15 protein-coding genes are annotated in these 17,621 nt (G+C 66.2%); 8 read left to right on the top strand and 7 right to left on the bottom strand.

The features are described 5' to 3' along the window. The first annotated feature begins 9 nt into the window (after positions 1-9). Both AB0H00_RS26075 and AB0H00_RS26070 read left to right on the top strand, forming a co-directional pair. Positions 10-1,590 (top strand): 5'-nucleotidase C-terminal domain-containing protein, encoded by a 1,581-nt coding sequence (locus tag AB0H00_RS26075; protein WP_357271387.1) that lies wholly within the window; start codon positions 10-12, stop codon positions 1,588-1,590. A gap of 301 nt (positions 1,591-1,891) precedes the next feature. After that, positions 1,892-3,919 (top strand): SDR family oxidoreductase, encoded by a 2,028-nt coding sequence (locus tag AB0H00_RS26070; RefSeq protein ID WP_357271222.1) that lies wholly within the window; start codon positions 1,892-1,894, stop codon positions 3,917-3,919. A 186-nt stretch (positions 3,920-4,105) separates the two neighbouring features. Here AB0H00_RS26070 and AB0H00_RS26065 read toward each other — a convergent pair whose 3' ends face one another. Beyond that, a complete protein-coding gene (locus AB0H00_RS26065; RefSeq protein WP_357271384.1) occupies positions 4,106-5,110 on the bottom strand; it encodes a zinc-binding alcohol dehydrogenase family protein in 1,005 nt (334 codons plus the stop codon). Positions 5,111-5,333: 223 nt separating this feature from the next. On the opposite strand from AB0H00_RS26065, the gene AB0H00_RS26060 reads away from it, so the two are divergent. Next, entirely contained in the window at positions 5,334-5,975 is a 642-nt protein-coding gene (locus AB0H00_RS26060) for a TetR/AcrR family transcriptional regulator (RefSeq protein WP_357271219.1), read from the top strand. Further along, on the top strand, positions 5,972-7,681 hold the full coding sequence (locus AB0H00_RS26055; RefSeq protein WP_357271216.1) for an FAD-binding dehydrogenase: 1,710 nt from the start codon (positions 5,972-5,974) through the stop codon (positions 7,679-7,681). Before AB0H00_RS26060 ends, AB0H00_RS26055 begins: the two co-directional genes overlap by 4 nt. 60 nt (positions 7,682-7,741) lie before the next feature. On the opposite strand, the gene AB0H00_RS26050 is transcribed toward AB0H00_RS26055, so the two are convergent. Next, complete coding sequence (locus AB0H00_RS26050; RefSeq protein WP_357271213.1) at positions 7,742-8,692, bottom strand: antibiotic biosynthesis monooxygenase; 951 nt, start codon at positions 8,690-8,692, stop codon at positions 7,742-7,744. A gap of 10 nt (positions 8,693-8,702) precedes the next feature. Then, entirely contained in the window at positions 8,703-10,109 is a 1,407-nt protein-coding gene (locus tag AB0H00_RS26045; RefSeq protein WP_357271211.1) for an amidohydrolase family protein, read from the bottom strand. A 188-nt stretch (positions 10,110-10,297) separates the two neighbouring features. Between AB0H00_RS26045 and AB0H00_RS26040 the strand changes: the two genes are divergently transcribed. Then, positions 10,298-10,705 (top strand): hypothetical protein, encoded by a 408-nt coding sequence (locus AB0H00_RS26040; protein ID WP_357271208.1) that lies wholly within the window; start codon positions 10,298-10,300, stop codon positions 10,703-10,705. A gap of 53 nt (positions 10,706-10,758) precedes the next feature. Here AB0H00_RS26040 and AB0H00_RS26035 read toward each other — a convergent pair whose 3' ends face one another. Together AB0H00_RS26035 and AB0H00_RS26030 are read right to left on the bottom strand one after the other, a co-directional pair. Beyond that, complete coding sequence (locus AB0H00_RS26035; protein ID WP_357271205.1) at positions 10,759-11,142, bottom strand: VOC family protein; 384 nt, start codon at positions 11,140-11,142, stop codon at positions 10,759-10,761. 150 nt (positions 11,143-11,292) lie between these two features. Continuing rightward, positions 11,293-12,135, bottom strand: a complete 843-nt coding sequence (locus AB0H00_RS26030) for an IclR family transcriptional regulator (protein ID WP_357271202.1) — start codon at positions 12,133-12,135, stop codon at positions 11,293-11,295. Positions 12,136-12,646: 511 nt separating this feature from the next. Here AB0H00_RS26030 and AB0H00_RS26025 point away from each other — a divergent pair. Both AB0H00_RS26025 and AB0H00_RS26020 read left to right on the top strand, forming a co-directional pair. After that, complete coding sequence (locus AB0H00_RS26025; RefSeq protein WP_357271199.1) at positions 12,647-13,123, top strand: nuclear transport factor 2 family protein; 477 nt, start codon at positions 12,647-12,649, stop codon at positions 13,121-13,123. Positions 13,124-13,328: 205 nt separating this feature from the next. Next, positions 13,329-14,378 (top strand): aminotransferase class V-fold PLP-dependent enzyme, encoded by a 1,050-nt coding sequence (locus AB0H00_RS26020; protein ID WP_357271196.1) that lies wholly within the window; start codon positions 13,329-13,331, stop codon positions 14,376-14,378. Positions 14,379-14,599: 221 nt separating this feature from the next. Here AB0H00_RS26020 and AB0H00_RS26015 read toward each other — a convergent pair whose 3' ends face one another. Then, positions 14,600-15,676: a diacylglycerol kinase gene (locus AB0H00_RS26015; protein ID WP_357271193.1), complete on the bottom strand. Its 1,077-nt coding sequence runs from the start codon at positions 15,674-15,676 to the stop codon at positions 14,600-14,602. Between the two features lies 1 nt (position 15,677). After that, positions 15,678-16,469, bottom strand: a complete 792-nt coding sequence (locus tag AB0H00_RS26010; RefSeq protein ID WP_357271190.1) for an SDR family oxidoreductase — start codon at positions 16,467-16,469, stop codon at positions 15,678-15,680. A gap of 101 nt (positions 16,470-16,570) precedes the next feature. Between AB0H00_RS26010 and AB0H00_RS26005 the strand changes: the two genes are divergently transcribed. Then, positions 16,571-17,452: a helix-turn-helix domain-containing protein gene (locus AB0H00_RS26005; protein WP_357271187.1), complete on the top strand. Its 882-nt coding sequence runs from the start codon at positions 16,571-16,573 to the stop codon at positions 17,450-17,452. The last annotated feature ends 169 nt before the right edge of the window (positions 17,453-17,621 follow it).

Genomic DNA, 17,621 nt, shown 5'->3' with positions numbered 1-17,621 from the left:
CCGCGAGTGGTGCCGTTGGTTTCGACGAATGATCTGCCCGCGGCGCACCCTGACGAGGTGCACCTGTTCGGCTTCAACGACCTGCACGGAAACTTGCAGCCGCCGGGCGGGCCGACCGGAAAGATCGCGGGCTATGACGCGGGCGGGGCGGCGTATCTGGCCACCCACCTGAGGCGCTTGCAGGCCGCGTATCCGGTGAGCGCCGTGGTAGCGGCCGGAGACAACATCGGTGCCAGCCCCCTGATCTCCGGGCTGTTCCACGACGAGCCGACTGTCACCTTTATGAACAACGTGGGGGTGGCCGCGTCGGCGGTGGGCAACCACGAATTCGACGACGGTGTATTGGAATTGGGGCGAATTCAACAGGGCGGTTGCGCCCCGGACGCCTGCTCCCCCGGCGCGCCGTTCACGGGCGCGAGATTCCCATATCTGGCCGCGAACGTCACGGACGCGCAGGGCCACCTGCCGCCCGCGCTGCGCCCGTGGATGTTGCTCCCGGTGGGCGGGCACAAGATCGGCATAGTGGGGACGGTCACGCCCGACACGGCGAATATCGTTCTACCCGACGGTATTCGCGGCTACACCTTCGGCGACGAAGCCGACGACGTCAACCGCTACGTGCCAGAGATGCAGGCGGCCGGCGCGGAGGCGATCGTGGCCCTGATACACGACGGTGGCGCCCAGCGACCGGGCAAGGATGCACCACTCGACTACAACGGGTGCGCCGACATCTCGCCGAACGTCACCGGGCTTGCCGAACGGGTCGACCAAGCGGTGCGCGCGGTGATCACCGGCCACAGCCATCAGCCCTACGTCTGCACGATCGGCGGGAAGGTGGTCACCCAGGCCGCTTCGTACGGGCGGCTCATCACCGACATCACCCTGCGCTTCGGCGCCGACGAGGTGCGGGCTTCCGCGATCAACCGAGTAGTGTCACGCGAAGTCACACCGGACGCCTCGGCGAACGCGCTCATCGACTTCTTCACCGAGCAGTCCCGTTCCCGCGCCGACCGCGTCGTCGGCGGGACTGCGGACGCCCTGCCGCACGAACCGGGCCCTGCGGGCACCTCACCGCTCGGCGACGTGATCGCCGATTCCATGCTGTCGGTCACCAAGGGCCCCGCCGGGGCCGTCGCCGCGTTCATGAATCCCGGGGGTGTGCGCGCCGATCTCGAGGCGGGCCCGATCACCTACGGCGATATCTTCGCCATTCAGCCGTTCGGCAACCAGGTCGTCACGCGCACGCTCACCGGCACTCAGATCCTGCGCCTGCTCGAACAGCAGTGGGACAACACGAGCAAGCCGACTGTCCTGTCCCCCGCCGGCATCACCTACACCTATTCCGATGCGGCCCCCACGGGCACGAAGGTGATCGCCGACAGCGTCCGCGTCGCGGGAAAGCCGCTCAACCGGGTCGCCGCCTACCGCATCGCCACCAACAGCTTCCTGGCCTCCGGCGGCGACGGTTTCACCGTTTTCGCCGAGGGCATCGACAATGCCACGGGCCCGACGGATTTGGACGCCTTCGAAACGTTCCTCCGCGACAAGCCGCCGCTGCAGACGCCGCCCGCCCGGGTCGAGAAGAAGTAGCGACACCGAACGCCGCCAGGTTGCTGGATACTCGACCGGAATCAAGATAACTGGAAATCTTTGTAACACACACCCTTTGACCTGGGCAGACGGTGACCATTGCCACAGTTGAACCGGACCATGATCGCTTGCTCGCATCACGCACTGTCGGTTACTGTTCAGTAACAAGTCAGGACGAAGGTGTTCCTACTTTCGGCTCGACGGACTGTCATGGGGGCCGAATCGAAGCTTTCCGCATCCACTGCCGCATGCTGGATGACTTGTGCGACAACATATTTCGAGCGAACGGCAGGAGAGGGCGATGGCCTCCTACATCGTTACAGGCGGTACCGGATTTTTGGGCCGGCGGGTTGTGCAGGATCTCCTGGATCGCGATCCCGAGGCGATCGTGCACGTGCTGGTGCGCGAGGCGTCGCTGGCAAAATTCACCGAGCTCGCAGCAGGTTGGCGTGGCGGCGAGCGCGTCTTCGCGCTGATCGGTGACCTCACCGCCGACGGGCTCGGCCTGGCTTGCGAAGCGCCGGCGGCCGACCACATCATCCATCTGGGCGCCGTCTACGACATGACCGCCGACGAGGACACCGCGCACGCCGCCAACGTCGCGGGCACGCGCTCGGTCCTGTCGCTGGCCCGCGAGTTGGACGCGGTACTGCACCACGTCTCCTCCGTCGCGGTGGCGGGCGATCACAAAGGCAAGTTCTTCGAAGAGGACTTCGATCTCGGACAGCAGCTGACCTCGCCGTATCACCGCACAAAATTCGCCGCTGAGAAGCTTGTTCGCGAGTCGCGCGGTGCGCGCTGGCGGGTGTACCGGCCCGCGATCATCGTGGGCGATTCCCACACCGGCGAGATGGACAAGATTGACGGCCCCTACTATTTCTTCGCCGCCATCGCCAAGCTCGGCGCGCTGCCGACCGACCTGCCGATGCCGCTGCCCGATCTCGGCGCGACCAATATCGTCCCGGTCGATTACGTCTCCGCCGCCATGGTCGAGCTGGTCCGCCGCCCCGGCCTGGACGGACGCACCTTCCACCTGGTCAACCCGGAGCCACAGCCGTTCAGCGAGATCTACGGTGCACTGGCCACCGCGGCGGGCGCACCGACCGGAGTCGGCACGGTGCCCGGTAGCGGCCTCGCGCTCAGTGGGCTCGCGCACATCCCCGGCGTCCCTGCTGTGCGCGATTTCCTCTTGGAGCAGTTGGGCATACCGGCCGAGGTGGCGCCGCACACGTCGTTCTCGGCCGAGTTCATCAGCGACTCCACCCGCGCACAGTTGCGCAGTGCGGGCCTCACCGTGCCGTCGTTCGACAGCTACGCCGAGCACCTGTGGCATTACTGGCGCGACCATCTCGATCCGCAGCGCGGCCGCATTTCCTTCACCGGTGATCCGCTCGCCGGCCGGGTCGTTCTCATCACGGGCGCCTCTTCCGGAATCGGTCTTGCCACCGCGCACGCGGTCGCCCGGCGCGGCGCCACGGTACTCATGGTCGCCCGCGGACATGACGACTTGGCCGCCGCCGCCGACGCGGTGCGCGCGGAGGGCGGTGTGGCACATTCCTATCCCTGCGACATCACCGACTCCGATGCGGTCGAGAAGCTCGTGCAGTGCGTGCTCGACGACCACGGTCACGTCGACTACCTGGTGAACAACGCCGGCCGCTCGATCCGTCGTTCGGTGCTGAACTCGACCGATCGGATGCACGATTTCGAGCGCACCATGGCGGTGAACTACTTCGGCGCTGTGCGGCTCATTCTCGGATTGCTTCCGTCCATGCGGGCACGCCACTTCGGGCATGTGGTCAACATCTCCTCGATCGCGGTGCAGACCAAGGTGCCCCGGTTCGCCGCGTATGTGGCGAGCAAGTCGGCACTGGACAACTTCAGCGAGATCGCGGCGGTCGAGAACCGCGATGCCGGAATCACCTTCACCTCGGTGCGGATGCCGCTGGTGCGCACACCGATGATCGCGCCGACCGACCTGTACCGCGCGATTCCGGTTCCCGACCCGGAGCAGGCGGCCGCCATCGTGATTCGCGCACTGGAGGACCGCCCGCATCGGATCGACACCCCCGTCGGCACTTTCGCCCAAGCGGTCGAGCTGCTGATGCCGTCGGTGAAGCGTCAGATCATGCACCAGGGCTTCCGTCTGTTCGGGGAATCCCATGCGGCACAAGGCAGCACCGACTCCACGACCAAGCAGCCAGCCGCCCCGGACGCGCGGCAGAGCCGCAGCCCCCTCGCTGTGCTCGCCCCGGTCATCCTGCCGCTCATGGCCCTCCCCGGCCCCGCGGCGCGCGTCGCGCGCATCGTACCGGGATTGCAGTGGTAGGTGCGCGCTTCTCGTCATAGGGCACGGGGTCCCGGGCACTGGAGGTGGGCAATCGCGTCGATTCACTTGGAGACCGCTAGATAGGGCAGCTTCGTATCGATCCACCCGAGTCAGAAGCAGTGATCCCGGCACAAGCGACTCCCGCACGCAACGGTCAGCGCCGAATCGTGTCCTGCGGCGCTTTTCCTATGGAATGAGAACCGCTGCGCCAGTAAACCTTCCGTGGGCGAGGTCGTTCAGCGCGCGATCGGCTGTATCGAGGGAGTACCCGCGCGTGGTGAGGTGTATCCGGCGTTCGCCCGCGAGCTCGAGGAATTCATGGGCGTCGACGCGCGTGTTGGCGGTTACGGAGCGAATCTGTCGCTCCTGGAACAGATGCCGCTGGTAGTTCAGTGACGGGATGTCGCTGAGATGAATACCCGCGATGGCGAGGACGCCGCCGCGATCGAGCGCCTCCAGTGCGGGGAGCACCAGGTCACCGACCGGCGCGAACAAGATCGCCGAATCCAGCCGCACCGGAGGCGGATCGGCGGCACCCTGTACCGAGGCCGCACCCAGCGCGGTCGCCAGCTCGCGTGCGGCGGCGTCGCGCGTCATCACGTGCACCTCAGCCCCCTGCGCGGACGCAATCTGGGCCGCGATGTGGGCGCTGCCGCCGAAGCCGTAGATCCCGAGCCGTCCGGCGCGCGGCAGACTCGCCCGCCGCAGTGCCCGGTATCCGATGATGCCCGCGCACAGCAACGGCGCGGCGTCGGCATCGGAGTAGCCTTCCGGTAGGCGCAGCGCGTAGCCGGCAGGTACGCAGGCGAATTCGGCGTACCCGCCGTCGGCATCCCAGCCTGTATAAGATGCACGTGGACAAAGGTTTTCGGCACCACGCAGACAGAACTTGCAGCCTCCGCAGGTGTGCCGCAGCCAGGCGATGCCGACCCGATCCCCGACCGCGAACCCCTCCCCCGCGGTCGCCGACCCGAGCGCGATCACTTCACCGACGACCTCATGCCCAGGCACCACACCCGCACGGTGCACCGGAAGGTCTCCCTCCGCCACATGCAGGTCGGTCCGGCACACACCGCAGGCGAGCACGCGCACCAGCAGCTCGCCCGGCGCCGGTCCTGGAACGGCCGTGCGCACCTTGTCCATCGGCCCGCTATTGATCGGGCCCGGTCTGCGCACCTGCCAGCAGAGCATCGACGCACTTCCGCCCGGTACCTCGCTCATCGGATCACCTCGCACCGATCGACTCGACACGGACGGGACATCCCGACGAGGGCCGGGCGCCCAGCCCACCTTACTCGGCGGTCTCGCACCGTCGCGGCACCCAACTCTGATACATTTTCGTATTGAATACACTTCTGTATCTGATGGCCGTGAATCTGATGGCTGCGATCAGCCCGATCCGAGGAGGTTCACGGTGGTGTCCGATACCGCGCAGGCCGCACCCACCCGGGTCACCCGCCGCCGCAGCGAGACCCGGAATCGGCTGCTCACCGCCGCCTACGAGGCTTTCGCCGAAGAGGGGTTCGGTCGCGCTACCGTCGAGCGGGTATGCGAACGGGCCGGATTCACCCGTGGCGCGTTCTACTCCAACTTCAGCTCGCTGGACGAGCTGTTTCTGGCCATGTGGGAACAACGCTCGGCGGTTATGCTCGCCGACGCCGGCACCATCCTCGATGACATAGCAACCCAGGGCAGCACCGACGATGTCCGCACAGCGGTCGAACAGCTGGAGCGGGCAGTCCCGGTCGACGACGGCTGGTACCGGATCACGGCGGAGTTCACCGCGCACGCCCTGCGCACACCCGCTCTGCGTCAAGTGATGGCCGCACGCGAGGAGGCGATCATCACGGCCCTCATGCCGACGATCGTCGCCGCGCTCGGCCGCGGCGGGCGCACCGTGCCGGACCCGGACGCGTTCGGCCAGGCGCTCATCGCCGTCCACGACGGCACCAGCGTGCAGGTCCTGATGGAGCCGGACAGCCGCGTCGTCCGCAGGCGGCGCACCGAACTCTTCCACCACATCGTGCTGGCCTACAGCACCGCAACCGAAGGATGAACATGCCCCACAGCAGTCCCGATGTGGCAGAGAACGCGGACGTCATCGTCGTCGGCGCCGGGCTGGCCGGCCTGGTCGCCACGCACGAGTTGGTCAAGGCCGGCCACACCGTCCATGTGCTCGATCAGGAGAACCGCAACAATCTCGGCGGTCAGGCGTACTGGTCGCTCGGCGGGCTGTTCTTCGTCGACAGTCCCGAGCAACGCCGTCTCGGCATCAAAGATTCTTACGATCTCGCGTTGCAGGACTGGCTCGGCTCTGCCGGGTTCGACCGCGATGACGAGGACCTGTGGGCGCGGCAGTGGGCGCAAGCATACGTGCGGTTCGCCGCCACCGAGAAGCGCGACTATCTGCGGGACCTCGGCTTGCGCGTGACACCGCTGGTCGGCTGGGCCGAGCGCGGCGGCGGATTCGCGGACGGACACGGCAACTCGGTGCCGCGCTTCCACCTCACCTGGGGCACCGGCCCCGAGGTGGTGCGGGTGTTCGCCGAGCCGGTGCTCGAGGGCGAGCGGCGCGGGCTGGTCGACTTCAGCTTCCGCCACCAGGTGGACGAGCTGATCGTAGAGAACGACGCGGTGGTCGGCGTGCGCGGCACCGTTCTGGAGGACACCGATCTCGAACGCGGCAAGGCTTCGTCCCGAAACAAGGTGGGCGACTTCGAGTTCCGCGCGAAGGCGGTGATCGTGTCATCCGGCGGGATCGGCCACAACCACGAGCTGATCCGCCGCAACTGGCCGACCGAGCGGCTCGGCCCGTGCCCGGAAACGATGATCTCCGGTGTGCCCGCCCACGTAGACGGACGGATGCTGGGTATCACCGAGGCGGCGGGCGGCGCTATCGTCAACCGGGACCGCATGTGGCACTACACCGAGGGCATCGTCAACTGGGACCCGATCTGGCCCGACCACGCAATCCGGATCATCCCGGGCCCGTCCTCACTGTGGTTCGCCGCGAGCGGAAAGCGGCTGCCCGCACCCTGTTTCCCCGGATTCGACACCAACACCACGATGAAGGAGATCCTGAAGTCCGGCTACGACTACTCCTGGTTCGTGCTCACACAGTCGATCATCGAGAAGGAGTTCGCACTGTCGGGCTCGGAGCAGAACCCGGACATCACCGGCAAGGACCTCACGCTGACGCTGAAGAGCCGGGTCGCCAAAGGAGCGCCGGGCCCGGTGGAGGCGTTCAAGCGCCACGGTGTCGACTTCGTCGTCGCGGACACGCTGCGTGAGCTGGTCGACGGCATGAACAAGATCGGGCGGGCCGGGATCGACGGACACCTCCCGCGGCTCGACTACGACGACCTGGAACGCCAGATAGTCGCCCGGGATCGGGAACTGGCCAACAAGTACACCAAGGACGGCCAGCTGATGGCGATCACCAACGCCCGCCGGTATATCGGCGACAAGGCGGGCCGGGTCGCCAAACCACACCGCATCCTCGATCCGACAGCCGGTCCGCTGATCGCGGTCCGGCTCAACATCCTGACCCGGAAAACCCTGGGCGGCTTGCAAACCAACCTGGCCTCCCAGGTGATCAGGCCGGACGGCACCGCGTTCCCCGGCCTGTACGCCGCAGGCGAGGTCGCCGGATTCGGCGGCGGCGGCGTGCACGGCTACAACGCCCTGGAGGGCACCTTCCTCGGCGGCTGCATCTTCTCCGGCCGAGCCGCTGGGCGGGCGCTGGCCGCGAAACTCGCCTGACCGCTAGGGTCACAACCGCGGCGAGGGCAAGTCTGCGTTGCGCACCGAAGCAAGCCGGCGTCAGTTGTAATCCCAGTACTGCAGCCACTGCACGGACGCGAACAACAGCAGCGTCAGGGCGTAGACCCCAACAACCACCGCGGCTCCGACGGCACTGATTCGCCACCCCGCACCGTCGATCGGATCGAGCCACCGCCGGAAGCATGCTGCGACCGCAGGCGACAAGAACCAACTCATCAATGCGACGCTGACGATCTGGCTCAGCCACATCGCCAACCAAGGCTCCGCTCCGATCTCGTCCAGCACCGGGCCGAGAAACCTCGACAATGTCATCACCGTCGGATATAGCACCAACAGCACCAACATGGCGATCTTCCACGTCGGCGTGATTCGGGTCTCGCCGTCGACTGTTCGGAGCGTGGACCCGAACGGTGTGGTGTGGGCATCGACCGTGAAATCCTCGGTCAACTCCGAGCGCAATTCCGGCAGGACGGCGGCGCGTTCCTCCGAGTGCATCCAATCCGACAGTTGATGTCCCGTTCGGAATCGGAGCACCGAAAGCCATTGCCCCGCTTCGCTCATGGGGAAAAGGGCGGCGCCCTCGAATCCGGAAAAAGTGGAACTCGACGCGACCAAGCGCGATTCCGTCGCCGCGAATTCGTTTTCCTTTCCGCGGGCGACGCTGTGCCGAAACACGCCGATCCCCGCAGGCGGCAATCCACCTTCGACGATGATCAGGTCCGCACTCTTGCGTCGAAACCCGAGCGACTCGCCTTCGACCAGCAAGCGCGCCCTGTCGGTCGAGTCCAGAAAATCGTGCACTGCCCGTTCGGATCGGAACGTGACACTGAAACCCGATTCGAGCTCCGGACCATTACGCACCGCAACGGATGAATCCACGAATCCCTCTGCGGCTTCGGCGATTTCGGCCATCCCCGCCAGCCAAGCATGAAATCCCGCGCGGTCCGACGGATGGTGAAAGACGGTTACGGCGGTTGCGGTAGCTGTCATCGGCATGCCTCTAGACGCCGTCGATGCGATGGCCCCGCACGTAGACCTCCGAGATCGCGGGTTCGCGCATACCCATCAGCAGTGCGAACAACGTCTGATCCCGCGCTGATGTGGGGTCCTCGGAACGAATCCCCCGCGCCAACGCAGCCGCCGACGCCGGCCAGCGTGCCGGTTCGACGACGATGAAATCGGCTTCCTTGCCGAGGTCGAAATTCCCGAATCGACTTTCCATGTCGAGAGCGCGCGCGCCGGCCAGCGTACCGGTGAACAGCATTTCCGCCGGGTGCATCGACACACCGTCGTCACCCGGCTCGGAGATATGGACCTTGAACGCGGCCGACAACACCTGCGGGATCAGCCATTCGTCGCCCCCGCCGAAGTCGGTTCCCGCGGCCACGTTGACTCCCGACGCGATCGTCCGTTTCCACGGCATCGTGCCGGATCCCAGAAACTGTTGCGATACAGGACAGTGTGCGACCGAAGTGCCGGTCTCCGCCATCCGCTGGAGTTCGATGTCTTGACAGTGCACACAATGCGCGAGGATGCTGCGCCGACCGAGCAGACTCTTGCCACCCTCGGCCGAGCCTGCCAGAAACTTCCCGTCATAGGTGTCGAGGTACGCATCGACTCGGTAGACCTGCTTGGTGGTTTCGACCTCACCGGTTCCAGGGCGATTGTTCTCGTTGAGGTGGCTGTGGAAATAGACGCCGCGGTCGCGCACCGAATCATATAGTTCACCGAGGTTCTTCAGTGTCTCACGCGTCACCGATAGCGAAAAGCGAGGAATGACAGCCACATGCAAGAGCGCCGTGTCGACGTCACCGGTGTCGGCGGCATGCCATTTATCGATCTCCTCCCTCGTCAACCTGAGGGCGTCTTCCTCGGAGGTGATCAGGGGCGCTGCGGATTCCTCTCCCGTCGTCTGGATACCGCGGCCACTGACCATCCGCAAACCGTGCCGTAGCGTCTCGGTGAACAACGCGTCCTGCGCGTGCGGAAAGGCCGACCCGAAGACCAGCGCCGCGGTTGTTCCCGCCGCGATACGTCGCGCGCAGAATTCGACTGCCGCCTGCTGCGCGAAGTCGGGTTCGGCATACCGAGATTCCGCGGGGTACATGCAGAGATTGAGCCAATCCAGCAGTTGACCACCGCCGTACGCGTCGCCGGCGAAGGTCTGCGGAAAATGAATATGGGTGTCGACGAAACCAGGAAGAAGAAATCCTGGACGGTGATCGAACGCCTTTCCGTCGCGGTAGTCGGACGGGACCTCGTCGCGACTACCACAGTAGCCGATCCGACCGTCGTCACCGATTGCCAAAGCGCCGTCCGGCACAGAGACCAGAGCATCAACCGCATCGTCGGCAACGGGACGCCCGGCAATGTGATAGATGTGCCCCAAGTGGACTTGGCTCACCATTCGAGCAGAACACAAAATGACGGGTCATATCGGTGATTCGACAAAAAGGGTGTCCGACCTCGGCCGTGGCGCTCGGCGACGGCGTCGTTGACACCAGAAGGCCAGCGGCGGTCACGTCCGCACAGCATTGGCCAGCGCTGATGCCTTTCTCAGCTCAGCTGTCGTTCCGGAGGGAGGAGACTGAGGGTGTGACGGATGACAGGGTTCAGCTGATTGTGGTCGATGCGGCGAATGTCGTCGGCTCACGACCTGATGGTTGGTGGCGCGACCGTACCGGTGCGGCTGGGCGATTGCTCGTGAAGCTGACGAGGCTGGACGAGCGCTTGGAGCGCCCGGCCGAGGTGGTTGTCGTGCTCGAGGGTGCGGCGAAGGCCGCGGTTGCTGACGAGACGAATCCGGAGTTCGAAAGCCTACGCATCGTGCTGGCGGACGGCTCGGGAGATGACGCAATCGTTGGCGTGGTAGCGACAGCCGTCGAGGAGGACAGCGACCGTTCGATCACTGTCGTGACCGCAGATCGCGGACTGCGCGATCGCGTCCAGGCGCTCGAGGCACACACAGTCGGGCCGCGCTGGCTCCTGGAGCGCATCGGATAGTAGCGGTTGGATTCGGCCGACAGCGACCGCAAGGTCACAGCGATCGCCGATCGTCACTCGTCGGGCAGCCAGACAAGACAGAAGGTGTGTCCTACCGGATCCGCATAGACGCGGAAGGCGCCGTCAGTGTCCAGCTGGACCGGAGTCGCACCCAAAGCGATCGCCTTGGCCTGGGCCACTTCGATGTCGTCGACCAAAATGTCGAAGTGGATCTGCTGCGACGCGTGGGGATCCGGGAAGCGCGGCGGCTTGTACTCCGGCGCCGTCTGGAACGCGATCCGCCGGCCCGACTCGTCGACAAGGACGACCCAGTCGTCGTCGTTGCCGTCGAGCAGTTCGGCGCCGAGCAGTCCGCGATAGAACTTCGCGAGCTCGCGCGGCTCGGGACAATCCAGTACGACGCTGCGTAACTTCCCGATGCCATCATCCGCTGTCATCCTCGGACCTCCTTCTGGTGCAACCCTCGTCGCTTACCCGTGCCGCGACGGAACAAACACCAGCACCCCTCCAAGGGCTGTCGGAAGCGCGGGCCGATGGAACTGGCCGATACAACGAACCCTTCTATGCTGCAGCCGATTACCGAATAATTAGCGCGAGCGCTCGTGACGCGGGAACAGCGAACGCCCAGCCTCGTCGGCGGCCTCGACCAGCAGGCGGCCGAGACGCGCGGTGTCCAACACCGTACGTTCACCGCCGATCTGGCCCGACAGCGACAGAGCGGCCACCGCAACGCTGCGCCCACGAATCGGCACAGCGACGCACCCGATGCCGGGGACGGACTCCTCGTTGTCGACCGCGACACCCTGGCGATGGCGGATACGCATGAGCTCGCGATGCAGTTCGGTGCGATCGCAAATGGTACGCGGGGTGAGTTGCGGGATCCGGTCCCGGAAAGACACCTCGACGATGCTCGGTTCGAGCGAGGCGAGCAGCGCTTTGCCGAGTGCCGTGCTGTGCGCGGGCATCCGGCCGCCGAGCCGGGTGGGAACGGTCGCTGCGCACCGGCCACCAGCCTTGTCCAGGTACAGCACCTCGCGCCCGTCCAGGACGCCGAGGTGGCCGACCATGCCGGTTCGTTGACAGAGGTCGTACAGCATCGGACTCACCACGTCACGAATCTCGTTGTGGCCGGCGGCAAGTCCGCCCAACTCGAGCGTGCGCATGCCGAGCCGGTAGCCGCCGGGCGTGTGTGCGAGCCAGCGCAGCCGGATCATCTGGTCGAGGATGCGGTGCACCGTAGACCGCGGCAGCCCGGTGCGTTCGGCGAGGCCTAAGAGGGTGAGGGTGGGCGTCGCGCCATCGAAAGCGTCCAGTATCAGCGTCATTCGCTCAATCATCGATACCGGGGGCTGCGCGGGCCGTGTGGCCGCGTGTCCCGATCCAGTCCACAACTCTTCGGACTCGAGATGGGTCACCACCTCGACCGTCATGCTCACCTCCACACTGCGTTCGGCTAGAGCTTAGAAGCAATTCGACCAGTATGTACGTTTCCGGCCTACCCGCTTGTGCCGTCCCACCACAATGCCCCGTTCGGAAATGCCGTAAACAACAAAGCCCGGCTACGGATGTTCCCACGTGGCTTCGTCCGATCGCGATGCACCGGACTGCGGGGGCGATGCTCGCCCGCGTGGGTGTGTCGACGCCGCCGCACAGCGACGCTCACCCGTCTACCCGGACCGCTGGCCAGAACACTGGGCGTCGACCAGCACCTTCAGCCACTCGCGGGTGTAGCGCTCGGCGAGCAGCGGCAGGAAGTTGGCAACCTCCGCATCGCGCGCCAGGAACCATCCGACGGCACCACCGGATCATGTCCACCGAATGTGTCGAGCTGGTGTGCTGTGCGGCCGAACCGGCGCGCCGATTGCCCTTCATGGCACGCACCGAAGGGCATAAATAGAACACGTTATTGTCTTGCGAGCCCCTGCGTGCCACCCTCGACAGATGGATCTCGACGCCATCGAAGCCGTCCGCCAGCTGAAATACCGCTACTTCCGAACCCTCGACCTCAAACGGTGGGAGGAGTTCGGCGACACCCTCACCGTCGACGCGACGGGCCGCTATGGCACCCATGCGCTCGGCGAGCCGCTGAACCTGGACGGCCGTGACGCCATCACCGCGTTCATGCGGGAAAATCTCGGCCCCTCGGTCGTCACCGTCCACATCGCCAACCATCCGGAGATCAGCGTCGATGGCGAAACAGCCACGGGATCATGGGCTTTCGAAGATACGGTGATCGCGACGCAGTACGGCGTCCTGATCCGCGGCGCCGGTTACTACACCGACACCTACCGCCGCGACATCGATGGCCAATGGCGCATCACCTCGACCAGCTACCAGCGGGTCTATGAATCTATGCAGTCGCTGTCCGATACACCTAGCTTCCAGCTGTTGTCCAACATGTGGGCGTTTGAGAAGTAGATTGCCGCCCTAGGCCGTCGCCTGGATATCTCGGCGATACCCGGCAAATGCGGGCCAACCTGCGCTCGCCTGGGTCGAGCTCGCTCGCCAACGGATGGCCGGAAGGCGGCGCGAGCGTATCGACGCGGGTCTGCGCCGGAGAATCGGTCCACTATTCGTCCAGTGGCGCTGGACGGCACCGGGAATCGCGGCGGATGCTGCGGATATGTTCTCCCTAGCGCCGCACGAATTCACACCAGAGACCACCTATCTGAACACGGCCTCCTACGGACTGCCGTCCACGCGAGCGCTGACCGCGGTCCGCGACGCCAGCGCGACCTGGGCGGCGGGCCGCGGCGGCCCGACGGAACTCGATCAGCTGGTGCCTGAACTGCGCGCGGGGTTCGCCCGCCTGCTGGACGGTGCGACGCCCGAGGACATCGCGCTCGCCGGCGGAGTCGCCGGGCTCATCGCCCCGGTGGCCGCCACACTGCCGCCGGGCGCCGAGGTGCTGCTTGCCGAGGGCGAATTCTCCTCGGTCTCCATGCCTTTCGTGTACCGCGGCGACCTCGTCGTCCGATTCGCCCCGCTGGACGAGTTGGCCGCGCAGGTCCGGCCGGAGACCGCGCTGGTGGCGGTGAGCGTGGTCCAGTCCGCGGACGGTCGCATCATCGACCTGGCCGAACTGCGCGCGACGACCCGGGCCAACGGCACCCGGCTGCTGGTCGACGTCAGCCAGGCCGCGGGCTGGCTGCCGTTGCGCTTCGCCGACGCGGACTACTGGGTGTGTGCCTCGTTCAAATGGCTCGTCGGCGCGCGCAGCGTCGCGTTCTTCGCCGCGGCGCCCGAACTCGCTGCCCAGCTGCGACCGGTCGGATCCAGCTGGTATGCCGCGGAGGATCGCTGGGCTGAGCTCTACAATCCCGTCGCACTGCCGACTACCGCACGGCGCCTGGACGCGACGCCGGATTGGCTCGGCGTCATCGCCGCGACGGCGGGCCTGTCATTGATCGAGGAACTGACGGTCGAGAAGATCGGCGCGCACAACATCGAGCTGGCCGACCGGTTCCGCGATGGACTGCGCAAGCTCGGTTTCAAGCCCGTCGAAGCCAGCTCCGCCATCGTCGTCGTTCCCGGCGCCGGCGATGCGGCACCTCGCCTGGAAACGGCACATGTGATCGCCTCGGCCCGCGCGGGTGGCCTGCGGTTCGCCTTCCATCTCTACAACAGCGACACGGATGTCGAGCGGGCACTGGCAGCGCTACGCACCACGTAAGCACACTCGAGCGACGCGCGCGGCCATCCGCGTCCGAGTCTGCGAATTCAGCGACGCACGACATCGCGCCGCCCGACCTCTCCTGGATCATGCTCGAACGCAATCATGCTCGAACGCGGCCGTCCGGTCGCGCTCCGGTCGCGCCCGCACCGCCTCATCCGGATCCAGCGTTCGAACGACGCCGTACGCTGCGCGGGTTGCGCCGCACGTCCTCATCCGGATCAAGTGGGCGGCCGTGCCGCGGGGCCGGTAATCAGCGGCAGGTCGAGCGCGGTGAGTATGCCCGCCGGCGCAGCGACTACGGCGGGAACGGCATTGACAATGCGCATGCCGGTGGCGAGCAGTGTCGCGTAGTTGTGATCGCCGTTGCGGCTCGAGGTCACCAGATCCAACGCGTAGCTTGGCTCACCCGTGATCTCGACCCGGTAGGAACCCGCTGGGTGGGCAGGCTGCGGCCAGTCGGGGCACAGGTCGTGGCGCAGCCTGGTGACATGCTCGAGCACCGTGACGGGGACATCGCCGACCATGCCACGAACCTCGAAACGCAATGCGGCGGCGGTGCCTTCAGCAATGTGCCCAGTGGCGATGTCGAACGGCTCCCGCGCGGGAATCCGCTGGTAGGTCTCCGTGACAGCATCGAGCGTGACGCCGATTCCCGCGGCAAGCTGACGGACCGTGCCGCCCCAGGCCAGTGCGAGCACGCCGGGCTGTAACAGCATCGGGATGTCGTCGACCGGCTTGCCGAAGCCCATGATGTCGAACATCACCTCGCGGTTGTCGTAGCTGGCGTAGTCGACGATCTCCATGCAGCGCAGCTGATCGACGCGCAGACAGGTGCCCGCGAGGGCGAGCGGCAGCAGGTCGTTGGCGAAACCCGGGTCGATGCCGTTCACCCACAGCGACGAATTGCCCTGCGCAGCCGCCTCCCGCACCGGATTGAGCAGGTCGTCCGGAAGCACACCGTAGGGGTACTGGAAGAAGACCGGCGCACAGGCGACGACGTTGACTCCCGCGGCGAGGATGCGCCGCAGATCCTGCACGGCCTCGAACAGGCGGTTGTCGGTCATCGAGCAGTAGACGACGCAGTCCGGACGCGACGCCAGCAAGGCATCGGCATCGGTCGTCGCGGCGACACCGACCGAATGATCCAGTCCCGCGAGCATTCCCGCATCGATTCCGTCTTTCGCGGCTCCGGATACCCACACGCCGGTCAATTCCAGGTCGGGGTTGGCGATGACGCCGGCGAGCGCATGCCTGCCGACATTTCCGGTGCCCCATTGCACTACACGACAAGTCATGTCACAGGTCCGGGATCGGCAAGTCGAGGTTCGGGATGATCAAGCCGCCGTCGGGCTCGAGGATCTTGCCGGTGAGGTACTTGCCCGCGGGCGAGACGAGGTAAAGGGCGGCCGCGGCGATGTCATCGGGTTCGCCGATGCGGTGCAGTGGGGTCTTGGCCTCCAGTTCGGTGCGCATCGCCTTGTTGCCGGCGACAATCTCGAGCGCGGAGGTCAGGATCGAGCCGGGCGCGATCGCGTTCACTCGGATGCGTGGATTCAGGTCGAGCGCCGCAAGCTTGGTGTAGTGAGCGAGGGCGGCCTTGGCGGTGCCGTAAGCAGCGAATGCGCGACCGGGCAGGCGTCCCATGGTTGAGGTGATGTTCAGAATGGAGCCGCCACCGGCGGTTTCGAGCATCCGCGGCGCCGCGGCCCGGACCAGGGCATGCGCGTTGACGACGTTGAAGTTGAACGCGTCCGCCAGCGCCTGAGGTGTTGTATCGAGCAACGGACACGGCAGCGCCCCGCCCACGTTGTTGACCACGATGTCCAGTCGCCCGAAGCGTTCGACCGCCGTTGCCGCGAGGGCCGCCGTGGCATCGACATCACTCAGGTCCGCGGGCGCCACGTGGGCCTGCCGTCCGGTCGCCGCCACCTGCTCGGCGACCTCCTCCAGCTGGCTTTTGGTGCGTGCGGCGATGACGACGTCCGCGCCAGCCTCCGCGAACGCCAAGGCAATCGCCGCCCCAAGGCCGCGACCTGCTCCCGTGACGATGGCGACCTGTCCGTCGATCCTGAACCGATCCAGAATCATGCACGCTCCCTACGCACCGCGATGTCGACTATTCGACACCATATGATCTAATATTCGTCATCGTAGGTCGCCAGCCAGAGCTGAGACAAGGGGTCGCCGCGATGCCGGAAGGATCCGCCTCGCCACCGACGCGTCGCGTCGTCGAGATCGTGTCGCTGCTCGCCGCCTCGGGTGAGCCGATCAGTGTGGCAGGGATCGCCGCGCGGCTCGGTATCGCGCGCGCTACCGCTACCGCGATCCTGGTCGAGTTGAACGCGGCCGGTTGGGTTATCCGCGACCAGGCCCGCGGCTACGGCATCGCCCCCGCTCTGGCCGGGCTGCACGGCACCATGCTTCCGAACGGTGTCGGCGAGATACTCGCAGCACTTGCGGCCCGCACCGGGTCTGGCGCGACGTTCAGTCGGATCGAACCCGATGGGCTCACGGTGCTCGATGTTCGGCACGGCGTCGACCGTGTCGTCCCCGGTATTCCGGTAGGGCATCGCATTCCGTTGCAGTTCCCAGCGGGCGCGAGCGTCATGCCATGGCGCTCGGCGAGCGAGCAGAACACCTGGTTGGGCACCGCTGCGGGCGCGGACCGTCGAATCGCCGGTTCGCTGCTCACGCTCGTCCGCGACCGCAGCGTTGCCGTCTTCCGTCCACGTGCCGATGACGCGGGGTTGGTCGACCTACTTGCCGACCTACTCGGCGCGGTCGGCTCCGAGCTGTTGCAACCGCACCTGCGCGCCCGCGCCTTACACCAGCTGGCCGCACTCACCTCGCGGCCGTTCACCCGGGCGGAGCTGGATTCCGACGACCCGCTGCCCCTGAGCTATCTCGCGGCGCCCGTCTTCGACGCGGCAGGCAACGCCGCTTACGAAATCCAGCTCGGCCCGCTGCGCGCCGCTACGACGAAAAGCGAACGTGCCGAGTTCATTTCGGCCACCCTCGCGACCGCAAGTGACGTCACCGCGGTACTGGCAGCGGGCAGGCACAATGGCTGACGTGCGCCGGCTCGGCTCGGTCGGTTAGCAGAGAACCAAAGCGACCTTGTCGCGACAGTAATTCCATCAAGAATTGCGAAACATGGTTTTCGCTTGGGAAATGCCGAAGGCCCTCGACGGTGTCGAGGGCCTTCGTGAAGGTTGTTCCGGCGGTGTCCTACTCTCCCAC

It is taken from the genome of Nocardia sp. NPDC023852 (assembly GCF_040639505.1).
GTDB lineage: Bacteria > Actinomycetota > Actinomycetes > Mycobacteriales > Mycobacteriaceae > Nocardia.
The sequence above is the reverse complement of the archived record's forward strand: the minus strand, read 5'-3'. Positions and strand labels throughout refer to the sequence as shown.